At 73.8% G+C, this 16,299-nt stretch carries 14 protein-coding genes and 1 pseudogene; 7 read left to right on the top strand and 8 right to left on the bottom strand.

Going from position 1 to position 16,299, the window contains the following annotated elements; translation table 11 throughout:
* Positions 1 to 5: 5 nt before the first annotated feature.
* On the top strand, positions 6 to 890 hold the full coding sequence (gene fdhD / locus SXIM_RS24055; protein ID WP_046725106.1) for a formate dehydrogenase accessory sulfurtransferase FdhD: 885 nt from the start codon (positions 6 to 8) through the stop codon (positions 888 to 890).
* Here the strand turns inward: fdhD and SXIM_RS24050 are convergent.
* The gene (locus SXIM_RS24050; protein WP_030731045.1) at positions 803 to 1,801 is read right to left on the bottom strand and encodes a bile acid:sodium symporter family protein; all 999 of its coding nucleotides are present in this window, start codon (positions 1,799 to 1,801) and stop codon (positions 803 to 805) included. The genes fdhD and SXIM_RS24050 overlap by 88 nt on opposite strands.
* A gap of 105 nt (positions 1,802 to 1,906) precedes the next feature.
* Here SXIM_RS24050 and SXIM_RS24045 point away from each other — a divergent pair, with 105 nt between their 5' ends.
* The 4 genes from SXIM_RS24045 (at position 1,907) to SXIM_RS24030 (ending at position 5,551) form a co-directional block, all read left to right on the top strand.
* Positions 1,907 to 2,740, top strand: a complete 834-nt coding sequence (locus tag SXIM_RS24045) for an aldo/keto reductase (protein ID WP_030731042.1) — start codon at positions 1,907 to 1,909, stop codon at positions 2,738 to 2,740.
* A 101-nt stretch (positions 2,741 to 2,841) separates the two neighbouring features.
* On the top strand, positions 2,842 to 3,429 hold the full coding sequence (locus SXIM_RS24040) for a sigma-70 family RNA polymerase sigma factor (protein WP_043177249.1): 588 nt from the start codon (positions 2,842 to 2,844) through the stop codon (positions 3,427 to 3,429).
* Positions 3,426 to 4,169, top strand: coding sequence for an anti-sigma factor (locus SXIM_RS24035; protein ID WP_030731037.1), 744 nt, complete (start codon positions 3,426 to 3,428; stop codon positions 4,167 to 4,169). The genes SXIM_RS24040 and SXIM_RS24035 overlap by 4 nt, the downstream gene beginning before the upstream one ends.
* A gap of 17 nt (positions 4,170 to 4,186) precedes the next feature.
* On the top strand, positions 4,187 to 5,551 hold the full coding sequence (locus tag SXIM_RS24030; protein WP_046725105.1) for a cryptochrome/photolyase family protein: 1,365 nt from the start codon (positions 4,187 to 4,189) through the stop codon (positions 5,549 to 5,551).
* A gap of 88 nt (positions 5,552 to 5,639) precedes the next feature.
* Here SXIM_RS24030 and SXIM_RS24025 read toward each other — a convergent pair whose 3' ends face one another.
* From SXIM_RS24025 to SXIM_RS24005, 5 genes and pseudogenes are all read right to left on the bottom strand, one after another.
* On the bottom strand, positions 5,640 to 6,464 hold the full coding sequence (locus tag SXIM_RS24025; RefSeq protein WP_030731031.1) for a DUF1295 domain-containing protein: 825 nt from the start codon (positions 6,462 to 6,464) through the stop codon (positions 5,640 to 5,642).
* Positions 6,461 to 7,750, bottom strand: a complete 1,290-nt coding sequence (locus SXIM_RS24020; protein WP_046725104.1) for an SAM-dependent methyltransferase — start codon at positions 7,748 to 7,750, stop codon at positions 6,461 to 6,463. The genes SXIM_RS24025 and SXIM_RS24020 overlap by 4 nt, the downstream gene beginning before the upstream one ends.
* A complete protein-coding gene (locus SXIM_RS24015) occupies positions 7,747 to 9,012 on the bottom strand; it encodes a class I SAM-dependent methyltransferase (protein WP_030731025.1) in 1,266 nt (421 codons plus the stop codon). Before SXIM_RS24015 ends, SXIM_RS24020 begins: the two co-directional genes overlap by 4 nt.
* Positions 9,013 to 9,167: 155 nt before the next feature.
* A pseudogene (locus tag SXIM_RS24010) lies at positions 9,168 to 9,895 on the bottom strand (DUF1365 domain-containing protein); the annotation flags it as partial.
* On the bottom strand, positions 9,892 to 11,166 hold the full coding sequence (locus tag SXIM_RS24005) for an NAD(P)/FAD-dependent oxidoreductase (protein WP_030731019.1): 1,275 nt from the start codon (positions 11,164 to 11,166) through the stop codon (positions 9,892 to 9,894). The gene SXIM_RS24005 and the pseudogene SXIM_RS24010, both read right to left, overlap by 4 nt.
* Positions 11,167 to 11,354: 188 nt before the next feature.
* On the opposite strand from SXIM_RS24005, the gene SXIM_RS24000 reads away from it, so the two are divergent.
* Positions 11,355 to 12,965 carry a molybdopterin-dependent oxidoreductase gene (locus tag SXIM_RS24000; protein WP_046725102.1) on the top strand — a complete coding sequence of 537 codons (1,611 nt, stop codon included), beginning with the start codon at positions 11,355 to 11,357 and terminating at the stop codon, positions 12,963 to 12,965.
* A gap of 89 nt (positions 12,966 to 13,054) precedes the next feature.
* Positions 13,055 to 13,735 (top strand): fasciclin domain-containing protein, encoded by a 681-nt coding sequence (locus tag SXIM_RS23995; RefSeq protein ID WP_107073956.1) that lies wholly within the window; start codon positions 13,055 to 13,057, stop codon positions 13,733 to 13,735.
* Positions 13,736 to 13,756: 21 nt separating this feature from the next.
* Here SXIM_RS23995 and SXIM_RS23990 read toward each other — a convergent pair whose 3' ends face one another.
* Positions 13,757 to 14,062 (bottom strand): 4a-hydroxytetrahydrobiopterin dehydratase, encoded by a 306-nt coding sequence (locus SXIM_RS23990; protein ID WP_030731011.1) that lies wholly within the window; start codon positions 14,060 to 14,062, stop codon positions 13,757 to 13,759.
* Between the two features lie 114 nt (positions 14,063 to 14,176).
* A complete protein-coding gene (locus tag SXIM_RS23985; RefSeq protein ID WP_234306859.1) occupies positions 14,177 to 16,261 on the bottom strand; it encodes an alkaline phosphatase family protein in 2,085 nt (694 codons plus the stop codon).
* Positions 16,262 to 16,299: the final 38 nt, after the last annotated feature.

The following is a 16,299-nucleotide window of genomic DNA, read 5'->3' as shown; positions in this document are numbered from 1 at the left end:
GCCGTATGGGACGGGTCACGGAGCGGCGGCGGGTGGTGCGGATCCGGGACGGGGCGGTCAGTGAGCGCCCCGACACCCTGGTCGGCGAGGAGCCAGTGGAGATCCGGGTCAACGGGCGTCCGCTGGCCATCACCATGCGCACGCCGGGCGACGACTTCGCCCTGGCCACCGGTTTTCTCGTGAGCGAGGGCGTGGTGGCGGCGGCCGACGAGGTCACGCGCGTCGCCTACTGCGCCGGGGCCACCGCGGACGGCTCGAACACGTACAACGTGGTGGACGTCCGGCTGGCCGACGGTGTCGCGCCGCCGGACGCGTCCCTGGAGCGGAAGGTGTACACCACCTCCTCCTGCGGGCTGTGCGGCAAGGCGTCGCTGGACGCGGTGCGCACCACGGCCCGCTGGCCGCTGCCGCTGGCCGGCGGCCCGGTGCTCACCCCGGCGCTGCTGTCGGCGCTGCCCGAGCGGCTGCGCGAGCACCAGCGGGTCTTCGACCGGACCGGCGGGCTGCACGCCGCCGCGCTGTTCGACGGCACGGGTGAGCTGCTGGACGTACGGGAGGACGTGGGGCGGCACAACGCCGTCGACAAGGTGGTGGGGCGGGCGCTGACCGCCGGGCGGCTGCCGCTGGCGGACACCGTGCTGCTGGTGTCGGGGCGGGCCTCCTTCGAGCTGGTGCAGAAGGCCGTGATGGCCGGGATCCCGGCGCTGGCCGCGGTGTCCGCACCGTCCGCCCTCGCCGTGGAGCTGGCGGAGGAGGCCGGGCTGACGCTGGTCGGCTTTCTGCGCGGCACCTCGATGAACGTCTACTCGGGGAGTGAACGGCTGGTGCTTCCCGGCGACTCGTCCTCCTCCGACCAGCGGCGGGCCAAGAACGCGCACACCAGCAGCTGAAGCTGGTGGAAGAGCATCAGCGGGAGCACGGCCAGCGCCGTCTGCTCGGGGAAGATCACCCCGGCCATCGGCAGGCCGGCCGCCAGTGACTTCTTGGATCCGGCGAAGGTGATGGCGATCCGGTCGGCCCGTCCGAAGCCCAGGCGGCCGGCGCCGTGGGTGGTCAGCAGCAGCATGATCGTCAGCAGCACCCCCTCGACCGCGAGCAGCGCCAGCAGCCGCCCCCAGCTGGCCTGGGACCAGATGCCCTCGTTCATGCCCTCACTGAACGCGGCGTAGACGACCACCAGGATCGAGCCGCGGTCGACGATCTTCACCAGCACCCGGTGGCGGGCGATGAAGCCGCCGATCCAGCGGCGCAGCAGTTGCCCGGCGAGGAACGGCAGGAGCAGCTGGGCACCGATCGACAGCAGCGCGTCGGCGCTGAAGCCCGAGCTCGCGCCGATGAACGCGGCGGCCAGCAGCGGGGTGATGACGATCCCGGCCATCGAGGAGAAGGACCCGGCGGCGATGGCCCCGGCCACGTTGCCGCGCGCGATGGAGGTGAAGGCGATCGAGGACTGCACGGTGGAGGGGACCAGGCACAGGAACAGCAGCCCGGTGTACAGGTCGTCGGTGATCAGCCAGGGGGTGAGGCCGCGGGCGGCGAGACCGAGCAGCGGGAAGATCAGGAACGTGCAGGCCAGGATGGTCACATGGAGTCGCCAGTGGCGTACCCCGTCCATCGCCTCCTGGGTGGACAGCCGTGCTCCGTAGAGGAAGAACAGCAGTCCGATGAAGATCTTGGTCGCCCCGTCCACGGCTTCCGCGGCGGAGCCGCCGACCGGGAACAGCGCGGCCAGGCCGACGGTTGCCATCAGCAGCAGGATGAAGGGGTCGATGAACCGGGTCAATGCACGCACTCGCGCCATTGTGCCCTCCGCCACTGAGGGCTGCGCCGCCGGGCCGGATCATGGACGATAGGCAAACGACTACCAAGTGATCGGTTCCCGATCAGAAGAAGGAATGATTCGTACGTGAGCAGCGTCCCCCATGTCACTCTGAACAACGGCGAAGAGATCCCGCAGCTGGGCTTCGGCGTGTGGCAGGTCCCCGACGACCAGGCGACCGACGCCGTGAGCCGCGCCCTGGAGGCGGGCTACCGCCACATCGACACCGCGGCGATCTACCGCAACGAGGCCGGCACCGGCAAGGCGCTGGCCGCCTCGGGGCTGCCGCGTGAGGAGCTGTTCGTCACCACCAAGCTGTGGAACTCCGACCACGGTTACGACGACGCCCTGCGCGCCATCGACGTCTCGCTGGAGAAGCTGGGCCTGGAGTACGTCGACCTCTACCTGATCCACTGGCCGACCCCGATGTACGACCAGTACGTCGAGGCGTGGAAGGCCATGGAGCAGATCTACGGCGACGGCAAGGCCAAGGCCATCGGTGTCTCCAACTTCCGTCCCGCGCACCTGCGCCGGGTCATCGACGAGGGCACCATCGTGCCGGCGATCAACCAGATCGAACTGCACCCGAACTTCTCGCAGGCCGAGTCGCGCGGCGTGCACGCCGAGCTGGGCATCGCCACCGAGGCGTACTCCCCGCTGGGCTCGGGCAAGGGGCTGCTGGATGACCCCAAGCTCGCCGAGATCGGCGCCAAGCACGGCAGGACCCCCGCCCAGGTCGTGCTGCGCTGGCACCTCCAGCTCGGCAACGTCGTCATCCCCAAGTCCGTGACCCCGGCACGGATCAAGGAGAACATCGACGTCTTCGGCTTCGAGCTGGACGCCGACGACATCGCGGCCATCGCGGCGCTGGACACCAACACCCGCGTCGGCGCCGACCCGGAGACCGCCGCGTTCCGGTAAACCCTGACCCATCCGGGCCGCTTCCGGCTCCGAATGACGGGTGGCACCCGCGTGCGGCGCGGGTGCCACCCGTCCTGTCCGTCTGTCACCGGAGACCACGTATGGAGCCAGTGCCCACCCCCCTGTCCGCTCCGGGCGGGCCCGCCGCCGACCTGGGAGAGCTGCTCACCCAGGTGGCGGCGGGCGACCAGGACGCCTTCGGCGCCGTCTACGACCGGGTCGCCGGCCCGGTCCACGGGCTGGTGCGCAGCGTGCTGCGCGACCCGGCGCAATCCGAGGAGGTGACCCAGGAGGTCTTGGTCGAGGTCTGGCGCCGGGCCGCGTCCTACGCCCCCGAGCGCGGTACCGCGATGGCCTGGATCATGACCCTCGCGCACCGCAGGGCCGTGGACCGGGTGCGCTCCGCGCAGGCCGCCAGCGACCGCGAGCACCGCGCGGCGCTGCTGGACCACACCCCCGCCTACGACGAGGTGACCGAACAGGTCGAGGCCAGCCTGGAGCGCGAACAGGTGCGCCGCTGCATGGGCGGGCTCACCGAACGGCAACGGCAGTCGGTGACCCTCGCCTACTACCGGGGCCTGACCTACCGCGAGGTGGCCGAAGTGCTGTCGCTGCCGCTGGGCACGGTGAAGACCCGGCTGCGCGACGGACTGATCCGGCTGCGCGACTGCCTGGGAGTGACGGCATGAATGTCGAGGATGTGCACACCCTCAGCGGGGCCTACGCGCTGGACGCGCTGCCCCCCGTGGAGCGCGAGGAGTTCACCCGCCATCTGGACCGCTGCGAAGCCTGCGCCCGGGAGGTGAGGGAACTGTCGGAGACCGCGGCCCGGCTGGCCCGCGCGGTGGCCGTCCCCCCGCCGCCCCAGCTGCGCGAGAACGTCATGCGGCGGATCGCCACCGTACGGCAGGACCCGCCGCCCGGCGCCCTGCGCGCGCTGCGCCGCCGGACCCGGCGCGTGCTGCCCGGCTTCGCGCTCGCCGCCGCGCTGGCCGCCGCCGTCCTGGGCGGCACCACCGTGTGGCAGTGGCAGCAGGCCCAGGACGCCCGCGAACACAGCCGCCACGCCCAGCAGCAGTCGGCCCTGCTCGCCCAGGTGCTCTCGGCACCGGATGCCCGGATCGCCGCCGGAGAGCTGCCGGGCGGAGGCACCGGCACCGTCGTGGTGTCCGCGGAGGCCGACCGCGCCGCGTTCGTGGCGTCGGGAATGCCGAGCCCGCCGGACGGCATGGTGTACCAGTTGTGGTTCGACGATCACGGTGCGATGCGGCCCGCCGGGCTGATGGACCCCGGGTCACCGGATGAGGCCGTGCTGATGGAGGGGGCGCTGGAGGGCGCCACCGGCATGGGCATCACGGTCGAACCCGCCGGAGGCTCTCCGCAGCCGACATCCGATCCGCTGGCCGTCATGGAATTCCCGACCACCTAGCGAGGAGCGACCGGACGATGGATGTCGCCGTGGTTGTGTTCACCAGTGATCTGCGGCTGCGCGACCATCCCGCGCTGCATGCGGCCCAGCGCGCCGCCGACGCGGTGGTGCCGCTGTTCGTCCGTGACCGGGGCGTGGACGGAGCCGGCTTCGCCACGCCCAACCGGCTCGCGTTCCTGGCCGACGCGCTCACCGACCTGGACGCCGGGCTGCGCGAGCGCGGCGGCCGGCTCGTGGTGCGCGAGGGGGACGTGGTCGAGGAGGTGTGCACGGTGGTGCGGGACACCGGCGCGGGCGAGGTGCACCTGTCCGCCGGGGTGAGCGCGTACGCGCGGCGCCGCGAGGAGCGGCTGCGGGCCGCGCTGGAGGAACTGCGCTGCCCGCTGCGGGTGCACGACGGCGCCGTGACGGCGGTGCCGCCGGGCGCGGTCACCCCGGCCGGGCGGGACCACTTCGCGGTGTTCACGCCGTACCACCGCCGCTGGCGGGAGAGCGTACGGGACGCCCCGCTGCCCGCGCCGCGCCGGATCCGGGTGCCGGACACGGCCAAGGGCCAGGGGCCGCCGGAGCGCGGCGCGGTCACCGGGGTCTCCCCCGGCGTGCCGCGCGGCGGTGAAACGGAGGGCCGCCGGCGGATGACGGCCTGGCTGCGCTCGGACGTCGACGCGTACGAGGAGCGGCACGACGACCTGGCGGGCGACGCCACCTCGCGGCTCTCGCCGTACCTGCACTTCGGCTGCCTGTCGGCGTCCGAACTGACGCACCGGGCGCTGCGGCACGGTGGGACGGGCGCGGAGGCGTTCGTACGGCAGCTGGCCTGGCGGGACTTCCACCACCAGGTGCTGGCGGCCCGGCCGGACGCGTCGTGGGCCGACTACCGGCCCCGGGGCGACCGGTGGCGGCACGACGAGCGGGAGCTGACCGCCTGGCGCGAGGGCCGCACCGGCTACCCGATCGTGGACGCCGCGATGCGGCAGCTCGCGCACGAGGGATGGATGCACAACCGGGGGCGGCTGCTGGTGGGCAGCTTCCTCACCAAGACGCTGTACGCCGACTGGCGCGAGGGCGCCCGGCACTTCCTGCGGCTGCTGGTGGACGGCGACATGGCGAACAACCAGCTGAACTGGCAGTGGGTGGCGGGCACCGGGACGGACACCCGCCCCAACCGGGTGCTCAACCCGGTGACGCAGGGCCGGCGTTACGACCCGGACGGCGCGTATGTGCGGCGCTGGGTGCCGGAACTGGCCGGGGTGGGCGGCTCCGCGGTGCACGAGCCGTGGAAGCTGGACGCCTCGAAGCTGCGCGCCGGCGGCTACCCCGCGCCGCTGGTGGACCTGGCCGTCTCCCGGGACCGTTTCCTGACGGCGCGGCACAGGGAATGAGCACGGTCGCGGCCCGGTACGGCGGAGGAGGTGGATCTCCTTCCGCCGTACCGGGCCGCGGGGTTCAGCCGGTCATTCGGTCAGCCGGTCACCCGTCCGCCGGGGCACGCGGGCGGCGCGGCGGGCGGGGGAAGAAGCCGCTGGTGCGGGCGGCGTACGCGGCCCAGCCGGGCCGGTCCGCCATCCGCCGCTCCAGCAGGGCCTTGCCGCTGCCGAAGATCAGCAGCGCGCTCATCACCAGCGGAGCGGGCAGCGCCACCAGCGCCGCCGTCCATCCCGAGCAGGCCAGCAGGTACAGCCCCCACCACACGGCGAAGTCGCCGAAGTAGTTGGGGTGCCGGGTCCAGCTCCACAGCCCACGGTCCATCAGCCGGCCCCGGTTCGCCGGATCGGCCCGGAACCGCGCCAGCTGACGGTCCCCGACCGCCTCGAAGAACATCCCCAGCGCCCACAGGGCGATGGCCGCCACGGTGAGCGGCAGCGGCGGTGCCCCCGCGTACAGCGCGATCTGCACCGGCGCCGACACCAGCAGGATCAGCACCCCCTGGAGCAGGTACACCTTGCGCAGCGCGTACACGTGCCGGTTGCCGGGGGCCTTGTCCAGCATCCGGGCGTAGCGCGGGTCCTCCCCGTGCCCCCGGCCGCGCCAGGCGATGTGCGCCGCCAGCCGCAGGCCCCACACCGCCGTGAGCACGGCCACCAGCAGCCGGTGGGCGTCGTCGCCCCGGCCGGTGGAGGCGATCCAGCCCGCCACGGCCAGCGCGGCGAAGCCCAGGCCCCAGGCGCTGTCCACCACCCGGTGCAGCCCGCCCTTCGCCATGGCCACCGCGAAGGTCGCCGCCATGAGGACGAGCAGGACGACGGCCGACAGCGCCGCGTTGCGGGCGAGATCCGCCCAGGGAAGGCCGCTCACCGCTCGCCCGCCCGGTACCAGTCGGCGGGCGTCGGCTCCATGCCGCTGCCGCCGGCGTCCCCGGGACGCACCGCGAGAATCTGGTCCACGCCCATCCTCCGCTGTTCGAACGCCAATGCTGCGCCGGTGAGATACAGCCGCCAGACCCGGCAGGTGCGCTCACCCACCAGGGCGGCGAAGTCGGCCCACTCACGCTCCAGGGTGGCGAGCCAGGCGGCCACCGTGCGCACGTAGTGCTCGCGCAGTGCCTCCACCGAGCGCACCTCGAGACCGGCGGACTCCAGCATCCCCACGGTCTGCCCCACCGGCCGCATGTGCATGTCGGGCGCGATGTAGGTCTCGATGAACGGTCCGCCGGCCGGCACGTGCGACCCCCGCGACATCTGCTGGAGCAGCAGCCGCCCGTGGGGCCGCAGCATGCCGTGCAGCAGGGAGGCGAACCGCGGGTACTCCTCGTCGCCGACGTGTTCGCCCATCTCGATCGAGGTGACCGCCTCGTACCAGCCGCCGCGGATGTCGCGGTAGTGGCACAGCTGGACGTCCACCCACTCGGTGAGCCCGCGGTGCTCGACCTCCGCCCGTACGTGCCGCGCCTGTTCGGCGGAGAGCGTGACGGCGGTGACCTGGGCCTTGTACTCCTGCGCGGCGTAAAGGCTCAGCGAGCCCCAGCCGCAGCCGACATCGAGCAGCCGCATCCCGGGGCGCAACGCCAGCTTGCGGCAGATCAGTTCGAGCTTGTCGCGCTGGGCGTCGGCGACGCCGTACGCCCGGTCCTCGGGGTGGCCGCGCCAGTAGCCGCACGAGTAGGCCATGGAAGGGTCGAGCAGCCGGGCGTAGAAGTCGTTGGACAGGTCGTAGTGGTGGGCGATCGCCTGGCGGTCGCGCGAGCGGCTGTGCGGGACGCCGCGCAGCCGCGCCCCTCCGGCGGGGGCGGGCGGCCGGGGGCCCAGCGCGCCCAGGGCGGCGAGGGTGCTCACCATCCTCGCCCGGTCGGCCACCGTCAGCCGCGGTGGGGTCAGCCGATCCTCGCGGGCGGCCGTCCACACGGTGCGCAGGGATGTGCCGAGGTCGCCCTCCACGTCCAGATCACCGCAGATGTAGGCGTCGGCGAGCCCGAGTTCACCGGGCTGCCACAGCAGTCTGCGCAGCGCCCGGCGATTGCGCAGCACCACTGTCGGGGCGTGCGCGGGCCCGGTCTCCGAACCGTCCCAGGCGCGCAGCCGGACGGGCGGCCGGCCGGCGAAGAGCTGGTGCAACAGCGGGGCGAGGCGGGCTGCGGCGGTCATCGGGGGCCTCCCTTGAGGAGCTGGAACTGCTGGACGTCGAGGTAGCCGGAGCGGAATCCGGCCTCGCAGTAGGCGAGATAGAAGGTCCACATGCGGCGGAAGGTGTCGTCGAACCCCAGCCCCTCGACGGCCGGGGCCTGTTCGGTGAAGCGTTCGCGCCACAGCCGCAGGGTCTCGGCGTAGTGCGGGCCGTAGCGCTCGCGGCGGGCGACGGTCAGCCCCGCGTGCCGGGCGGCGCCGTCGGTGATGGCCTCGGTGGAGGGCAGTTGCCCGCCGGGAAAGATGTACTTCTGGATCCAGGTGTGGGTGGTGTGGGAGGCCACCATCCGGTCGTGGGGCATGGTGATGGCCTGCAGGGCGATCCGGCCGCCGGGGGCCAGCACCCGGTCCAGGGCCCGGAAGTAGCCGGGCCAGCCGCGTACGCCGACGGCCTCGATCATCTCGACGCTGACGACGGCGTCGTAGCCCGCGCCGGGACCGGCGGACAGGTCGCGGTAGTCCTGGAGCCGGATCTCCACCCGGTCGGCGACTCCGGCCTCGGCCACCTTGCGCAGCGCGAGATCGCGCTGGGCGGCGGACAGCGTGATGGTGTCGACGTGCGCGCCGCGCCGGGCGGCGCGCACGGCCAGTTCACCCCAGCCGGTGCCGATCTCCAGCAGCCGGGTTCCCGGTCCGGCCCCGGCCAGGTCCAGCAGTCGGTCGATCTTGCGGTGCTGGGCCTGCTCCAGCTGGTCCCAGCGGGCGGGCAGAGTGCGGAAGACGGCCGAGGAGTAGGTGAGGGTGGGGTCGAGGAAGAGGGCGAAGAGGTCGTTGGACAGGTCGTAGTGACGGCGGATGTTCTCGCGCGCGTCGTCGGGTGCGTTGTGCTGCGAGGCCGGCTGGGGCGGGGCCCACCAGCCGCGCAGCCGCTGGAGCGGCGCCGGGATCAGGGCGCCGGCGTGGCCGGCCACCACGGTGAGCGCGGCGACCAGGTCGGGGGCGTCCCACTCGCCGGCGAGGTAGGACTCGCCGAAGCCGATGGTGCCGCTGGTGCCCAGGCGCCGGTGGAACGCCACGGGGTCGTGGATCTCGATGCGCGGGCCGCCAGGCCCCGGCAGCGGGCCGTCCGGGGTGACGACGCGCAGCGGCAGTCGGGAGACGGCGCGCCGTACCAGTCGTTCGGTGACCGCGACGCGCGGCCGGGAGGCGGCGGGCACGGCGGCGACGTCCGGCCAGGTGACGGGATCGACGGGCAGGGGGTGGGAGGGGGTGAGCCGGTTCATGTGCTGCCTCGCTGGGGACGGCGGGGGTCGGGGTCGTGGGTGTGGGCGTGGGGCGGGCCGGTGCGGTGCCCGGCCGTGCTGCCGCCGGAGGCGGGGCCGTCCGGCGGGCCGGACGCGTGGGATCGCTCCGGTACGGGGTCGTGCCGCTCGGGGACGGGGTCGTGCCGGCGTACCCGCAGCCCGCGCAGGTACAGGGTGATGCCGTGGGCACGGATGGCGGCGGAGACGGCGAGGGTGGACCACGGGTGCCGGGTGGCGGCGCGCAGCAGCCCCGGGCGCCGGCGGGCCGCCGGATACCGGTGACGGCGGCGGTGAACGGCTTCTCGCCGGGCTGATCGAGGGTGACGGTCAGCCGCAGCCGGTCGCCGGGCACCGGCAGCCGCATCCGGTACCGTCCGGCGACCGTGAAGAACGGCGAGACGGCGAGGCTCTTGTCCGTCACCGCCCGCCCGGCGCCGTCGGGGTGCAGCAGGTAGGCGTGCCGCTTCCCGTAGGTGTTGTGGACCTCGGCGACGACGCAGGCCAGGGAGCCGTCGCGGTGATGGCACCAGTAGAGCGTCAGCGGGTTGAACACGTAGCCGAACACCCTGGCGTGGGCGAGCATCAGCGTGGGGCCGCCGGGCAGCGGCTCCCCCTGGTCCGTCAGAAAGCGCTCCAGGCCGGCAGCGATGCTGGGGGCCGTCCCGTCGAAGTGGTCCCGCGGGTCGAAGCGTGCCAGAGCCCGCAGCCCGCGGGGCGGGACCGGCACGGCCGCCGGGTCGATCAGCCACAGATAGGTGCGGTGCCGCAGCGTGTGCCGCAGCGGGGAACGCCGGGCATGACGGATCTCGCACCGGTACAGGGCGGGTACCGGCGGTGCCTCGCCCGCCGGGCCGTCGCTCACCAGGACACCCCCTGCGCGGCGGCGGCCAGCACGCCCGACCGGCAGCCGTCCTCGTGGAAGCCCCAGCCGTGGTACGCGCCGGCGTAGGCGGTGACCGGCCCGCTCAGCGCGGGCAGCCGCAGCTGCGCGGAGACCGACTCGGGGGTGTAGACGGGGTGTTCGTACACCATGCCGGCGAGAATCCGGCCGGGGTCGATCCGGTCCTCGGCGTTCAGCGACACGACGTAGCGTTCCTCTCCCGGCTGCTGCGGCAGGCGCTGCAACCGGGTCATGTCGTAGCTGACCGTCACCCGCTCCGGTCGGGCCCGGCAGCCGGGCAGCAGATAGTTCCAGGAGGCCGACGCCGCCCGGCTGCGCGGCAGGACCGAGGTGTCGGTGTGCAGCACCGTGGCGTTGCGGGAGTAGGTGAAGGCGCCCAGCGCCTCGCGTTCGGCGTCGGTCGGGTCGGCGAGGAGGCGCAGCGCCTGGTCGGCGTGGGTGGCGATGACGACGGAGTCGAAGGAGTGCGCCGCGCCGTCGGCGGTGGTGATCTCCACGCCCCCGCCGGTGCGGCGCACGGTGCGCACCGGGGTGGCGGTACGGACGGCGTTGATCCGTTTGGCGGCGCGCTCCACGTAGCTGCGCGAGCCGCCGGTGACGGTCCGCCACACCGGTGAGCCGGTGACGGACAGCAGCCCGTGGTGGTCCAGGAACTGGAAGAGGTAGCGCGCCGGGTAGCGCAGCGCGGTCTCCGGGGAGCAGGACCACACGGCGGACACCAGCGGGGTCATGAAGTGTCCGGTGAAGTAGCCGGAGAAGCCGCCCGCGCTCAGGAATTCCCCCAGGGTGACGGCGTCACCGGCGGTGGAGCGCAGCACGGCGCGGGCCCGGCGGTGGAAGCGCGGCACCTCCGCGAACATCCGCAGCGCGGCGGGGCGCAGCGCCGTACCGGGCCGGGCGAACAGGCCGCGCGGCCCGCGGGCCCCCGCGTACTCCAGGCCGCAGCCCTCGCACCGCACCGACATGCTCATCTCCGACTCCTGCGTGCTCACGCCCAGTTCGCGGAAGAGCCGCAGCAGATGCGGATAGGTGCGGTCGTTGTGGACGATGAATCCGGAGTCCACCGCGTGCATGCGTCCGGGGCCCGCCACGTCGTGGGTGTGCGCGTGGCCGCCGAGCCTGCCGTCCGCCTCGAACAGCGTCACCTCGTCCCGTTTGCTGAGCACATGGGCGGCGGTGAGTCCGGAGACCCCCGCCCCCACCACCGCGGTACGGCGTGCCGTGCCCGTCATCTCGCTCCTCCTGAACCGCGTTCGGCGCACTTGTCGCCTGACATTCGGAGCCGGTCGGCCCGCGGATGGGTCGCGGTCTCCGGTCTTCACTCTGCGGGGTGAGACTTTTCTTTTTCGCGCTCGCGACCCATCCGTCCGCCCGGTCGCACCGAATGGGGGATGTGAGCAACGAGCGGACAACAAGCGCGATGACGGGCCGGGCCCGGCTGCGGGAGATCCTTCCGCCGGCCGGGGCCGGAGCCCTGTGCGGGCTGCTGGCCGCCGGCACGTCGCTGGCGGTGGCGGAACTGGCCGCCGCCGCGGTCCGTGAGGAGGCCCGGCCGGTCAACGCGGTCGGCGGGGCGGTCATCGACCGCACCCCGGCCCCGGTCAAGGACTGGGCGATCGAGAACTTCGGCACCAATGACAAGCTGGTGCTGCAGCTCGGCATCCTTCTCCTGCTCGGACTGTTCGCGGTGACGGTGGGCGTCCTGGCGCTGCGGTTCCGCCGCGCCGCTGCGCTCGCCGTACTGGGCTTCGGGCTGTTCGGCGCCGTCGTGGCGGCCGGCCGGCCCGAGGGCGCCGGGCCCGACGCGCTCCCCTCGCTGGCGGGGGCGGTCGCGGGGGCCACGGTGCTGTACCTCCTGGTGGGCCCGAGCCTGCGGATGGTGCCGGGCCCACCAGGGCTGTCGGAGCGGGAGGGCGAGGCGCCGGCACGGGTGCTGACCGGCTTCGAACGGCGGCGGTTCGTCGTGGCGGCGACCACGGTGGCCGCGGCGTCCGCCGGAGCCGGCCTGCTGGGACGGCGGCTGAACGCGGCAGGGCGCGCTCGTGCCGCGGCCTCCCGTACGGCGCTGAGCCTGCCCGCCCCCGCCTCCCGGGCGGGCACCGTCCCAACCGGCGCCGAACTGCGGGTGCCGGGACTGGGCCCGCTGATCACCCCCAACCGCGACTTCTACCGGATCGACACGGCTCTGACCGTGCCCCGGGTGGACGCGGAGAGCTGGCGGCTGACCGTGCGCGGCAAGGGCGTCACCCGGCCGCTGGAGCTGGGGTTCGCCGATCTGCTGGAACGGGAACTGGTCGAGCGCCGCATCACGCTCACCTGCGTCTCCAATCCGGTGGGCGGCCGGTACACCGGCAACGCCTCCTGGATCGGGGTGCGGCTGGCCGAACTGCTCGCCGAGGCGGGGGTACGCCCGCCGTCCCGGGGCGGCCCGGCCGATCAGCTGATCGCCCGGTCGGTGGAGGGCATGACGCTGGGCTCCCCGGTGGAGGCGGTGATGGACGGCCGCGACGCGCTGCTGGCGGTCGGCATGAACGGCGAACCGCTGCCGTTCGTCAACGGCTTCCCGGTGCGCATGGTGGTACCGGGCCTGTACGGCTACGTCTCCGCCTGCAAATGGCTGACGGAGCTGGAGCTGACCACCTTCGAGGAGTACGACCCCTACTGGGTGCAGCGGGGCTGGGCCCGTGAGGCGCCCATCAAGACCATGTCCCGCATCGACACCCCGCGCGGCCTGGACACCCTGCCCGCCGGGCGGGTCGCGGTGGCGGGTGTGGCCTGGGCCCAGCGCACCGGCATCGACCGGGTGGAGGTGCGGGTGGACGGCGGAGCCTGGTCGGACGCCGAACTCGCCGAGGAGGACAGCGTGGACACCTGGCGGCAGTGGGTGTGGATGTGGGACGCCACCCCGGGCCGGCACTCCCTGGAGGTACGGGCCACCGACCGGTCCGGCTCCACCCAGACCGCCGACCGGGTCGGCACGGTTCCCGACGGCGCGACCGGACGGCATGCGGTGGTGGTCAACGTGAACTGACCCGCGGCACCCGGCCGGACGGCCCCGTCCCGCCCCTCCCCCCGACTTTTGTCATCCCGACATCTCTCAACTCTCAAGGAGCGTTTCCCATGCGTATCAACCGAATCCGCCGCGCCACCATCGCCGTCACCGCCGCCGCCGTGCTGCCGCTGAGCCTGGCGGCCTGCTCCTCCGACGACAACGGCTCCAGCGGCGACCAGGGCTCCTCGGAGAGCACCGAGGGCACCACGGGTGGCGGCATGGACGAGGGTGAGGACACCGGCGCCGACGACTCGGCGCAGGAGGAGACCGGTGCCGCCGCACAGACGTTCGGCGCGGCGTGTGCCGCCACCCCGGCCGAGGGCCCCGGCAGCTTCGACGGCATGGCGCTGGACCCGGTGGCCACGGCGGCGGGCAACAACGAGGCGCTGACCACCCTGGTGAGCGCGGTGGATGCGGCCGGGCTGGTGGACACCCTGAACGACGCGGACGGCATCACCGTCTTCGCCCCCGTCAACGACGCCTTCGCCGCGATCCCCGAGGAGGACCTGAACGCGGTGCTGGCCGACCAGGACATGCTGACCGGGATCCTCACCTACCACGTGGTGGGCGAGCGGCTGTCGCCCGAGCAGCTGGAAGACGGCTCCTTCGAGACGCTCCAGGGCGGCACGGTCACCACCACCGGCTCGGGCGAGTCCTTCACCGTCAATGACGAGGCGGCCGTGGTCTGCGGCAATGTGCAGACGGCCAACGCCACGGTCTACCTGATCGACACCGTGCTGATGCCGTAACGGAGGCTGCCCCCAGGGGCCTCAGTCCGCAGCGTGGCCCGCCGCGATCTCCTCGATCCGGCGGGCCAGTTGCGCGTCCAGCTCGGTGACCTTGCCGCCCACGCTGTGGGTGTTGAGCGCCACGCCGAGGCGGTTGTAGACCAGCGTCAGTTCGGCATGGTGGTTCAGCTCCTCCTGGGCCACCGAGATGTGGACCAGCAGGGCGACCGCTGCCGGGTGGCCCGGCAGCGTGTACGAGCGCACCAAGTGGTCGTTCTCCGCCCGCCAGCCGGGCAGTCCGCTCAGCGTCTCGGCGATCTCCAGCTCGGTCAGCGGCTGCGGCGCCATCGGCGCGCTCCCTTCACCCGGTGCGGTTCCTTCACGGCGATGGCCACCCTAGTGCCCGGCCCGGTCCGATCGGGGGAGGAACGGCCCGGCGTGCGCCGCGTTGACCGGGCCCCGTCACGCGGGTGACGGCGCGTCGGTCCGACCGGACAGCTGCGCCGACTCCGCCAGCCAGCGGCGCAGCACCCGGTGCACCGACTCGGCACCGACGAGCTCGCCGCCGCCCGCCACCTCCCCCTCTCCGGACAACGGGTCGGACAGGGCGTGCGGAGAGAGCAGGAACGCGTGGCTCTGCTCGCCGCCGAGGCCGCCGTGCGACCCGACCTGGTCCTCGAAGGCGTGGATGGAGCCGGAGACCGGGTCGACCGACGAATTGATCATCAGATCGGCGGTGTGCGGGAACCGGTCGGTCCGCAGCACCGCTTCCGCCGCGCCCGCCCCGAACGGTGCCAGCGGGTCGGGCCCGATGATCTCCCCGCTGACCAGCCGGTGTTCGCCGCCGCCCCCGCCCAGTACCACCGCCCCGTACCGCTGGTCGCGCACGAGTACGAAGCCGATCCCCGGATGCTCGGCCAGCGTCGACAGCAGCGCCGGATAGCGGGACGCGATCTCGGAGCGCGTCGCCCGCCCGGGGATCTCCGGGAAGGACACCAGGCCCAGGTTGCCGGAACCCAGCACCACCGGCGCCCGCCGCCGCTCCTCCTCGGGACCGGCCGCCGCACCGGGAACGGGCTCGGGGGGCTCCGGCGGCTCCTCGGGACGGTGCAGCGCGGACCGCGCCACCGCCCGCGCCTCGGCACCGCTCTCCGCCCGCCGCTCGCGCCGCTTGTGCCGCGCCCGCCGCGGCTCCCCCGCCAGCGGCCGGCCGCAGCCGATCCGTACCAGCTCCTCCAGCGAGTGCCCGTACGCCGCCTCGAACGGCTCGCCCTGACTCTGCCCGTGGTCGGAGAGCAGCACCAGATGGTACGGACGCGGCGCGTACGCGATGGCCTGCCCGATCGTGGCCACGCAGTCGTCCAGGCGGCGCAGCACCTGCCGTACGTCGGGCGAGCGCGGCCCGGAGTGGTGCGCCACCTCGTCGTACGCCACGAGATCCGCGTAGACCGCCGTGCGGCCGGTCAGGATGTCCCCGACGACGGACGCGGTGACCACATCCCGCTCGACGACGGTGGCGAACGCCCGGATCATCGGGTAGAGGCCGCCGCGCCCCACCCGGGGGGTGACCCCGCGCAGCCGGGCGCGTACCGACTGGAAGATCTCCCGGACCAGCTCGGCGGCGAAGGACAGCACGGTGCGGGCGGCGTGCGCCGGGTCGGAGAAGTACGCGAAGTACCCGGCCCGCGAACGCTCGCCCTTGCCGCGGCGGACGGCGATGGACACCACCAGCGCGGCCTGCCCGGCGCCGCCGGTGAACAGATTGCCGCGGCTGGCCCCGTCCGCCGCGAGCAGCCCGGGATGCCCCGCGCGGGCGGCGGCGCGGCGCTGGAGCTCGGCCGCGCTGGAGGGCCGGTTGCTGACGATGACCTCGCCGCGCTCCTTCTCGTACCAGCGGAAGGCCGGCACGTCCTCGTTGCTGCCGTGCAGGATGCCCAGCTGGGAGGCGCCGGTCTGGCTCGACCAGTCGGTGCGCCAGCGGGTGAGCCGGTGGCTGGTGCCGCACAGCGCGGCGACGGACGGCATCAGCGGGCGGTCACCGGCGATCGCCTCGCGCAGCAGCGCGTGCCCGATGCCGTCGAGCTGAAGGAAAACGGTGCCGGCGGGCCGCGGCACCCCCGCCGCGTCGGGGCCGGCGGCGCGCGCCCTTCCCCAGCCGCCGGCCGGGTGCCCCCACGGCGCCATCCGGTGCAGCCGGCGGCGCTGCGCGCCCTGGTCGCGGACCGCGAGCCAGGTGCTCGTGGCGGAGGAGGTCAGCGACATGACGGCGGCCACGATCACGGCCGTCTGCGGGCTGGCCTCGCCGCGCCCGTACGGGATCAGGCTGAGCGCGAACAGCAGCAGGGAGCCGTTGAGCAGGAAGACCAGGCAGGCCAGGGCGAGCGCGGGCACCAGCAGCAGGGTGCGCACCAGCCAGGGCCACACCAGGGCGGACAGGATCCCGAAGGCACCGGCACCGAGCAGGGCGGTGGCGGCGACCCGGGTGAGGCTGTCGCCGTCCGGGGACTGGAGCCGGAAGTCGGGCAGGATCACGGCGAGCACCACCATGGTGGCGGCGCTGACGCCCCACACCACGAGCACGCGCA

Source organism: Streptomyces xiamenensis, from assembly GCF_000993785.3.
Taxonomy (GTDB): Bacteria; Actinomycetota; Actinomycetes; order Streptomycetales; family Streptomycetaceae; genus Streptomyces; species Streptomyces xiamenensis.
This window is presented reverse-complemented; position numbering and strand designations above follow the sequence as displayed.

Coding starts and splice junctions, on each gene's coding strand:
- SXIM_RS23985 (WP_234306859.1), bottom strand. CDS start 16,261: ATGGTGGTGCTCGCCGTGATCCTGCCCGACTTCCGGCTCCAGTCCCCG.
- SXIM_RS24005 (WP_030731019.1), bottom strand. CDS start 11,166: ATGACGGGCACGGCACGCCGTACCGCGGTGGTGGGGGCGGGGGTCTCC.
- SXIM_RS24040 (WP_043177249.1), top strand. CDS start 2,842: ATGGAGCCAGTGCCCACCCCCCTGTCCGCTCCGGGCGGGCCCGCCGCC.
- SXIM_RS24015 (WP_030731025.1), bottom strand. CDS start 9,012: ATGAACCGGCTCACCCCCTCCCACCCCCTGCCCGTCGATCCCGTCACC.
- SXIM_RS24050 (WP_030731045.1), bottom strand. CDS start 1,801: ATGGCGCGAGTGCGTGCATTGACCCGGTTCATCGACCCCTTCATCCTG.
- SXIM_RS24020 (WP_046725104.1), bottom strand. CDS start 7,750: ATGACCGCCGCAGCCCGCCTCGCCCCGCTGTTGCACCAGCTCTTCGCC.
- SXIM_RS24030 (WP_046725105.1), top strand. CDS start 4,187: ATGGATGTCGCCGTGGTTGTGTTCACCAGTGATCTGCGGCTGCGCGAC.
- SXIM_RS23990 (WP_030731011.1), bottom strand. CDS start 14,062: ATGGCGCCGCAGCCGCTGACCGAGCTGGAGATCGCCGAGACGCTGAGC.
- SXIM_RS24000 (WP_046725102.1), top strand. CDS start 11,355: ATGACGGGCCGGGCCCGGCTGCGGGAGATCCTTCCGCCGGCCGGGGCC.
- SXIM_RS24035 (WP_030731037.1), top strand. CDS start 3,426: ATGAATGTCGAGGATGTGCACACCCTCAGCGGGGCCTACGCGCTGGAC.
- fdhD (WP_046725106.1), top strand. CDS start 6: ATGGGACGGGTCACGGAGCGGCGGCGGGTGGTGCGGATCCGGGACGGG.
- SXIM_RS23995 (WP_107073956.1), top strand. CDS start 13,055: ATGCGTATCAACCGAATCCGCCGCGCCACCATCGCCGTCACCGCCGCC.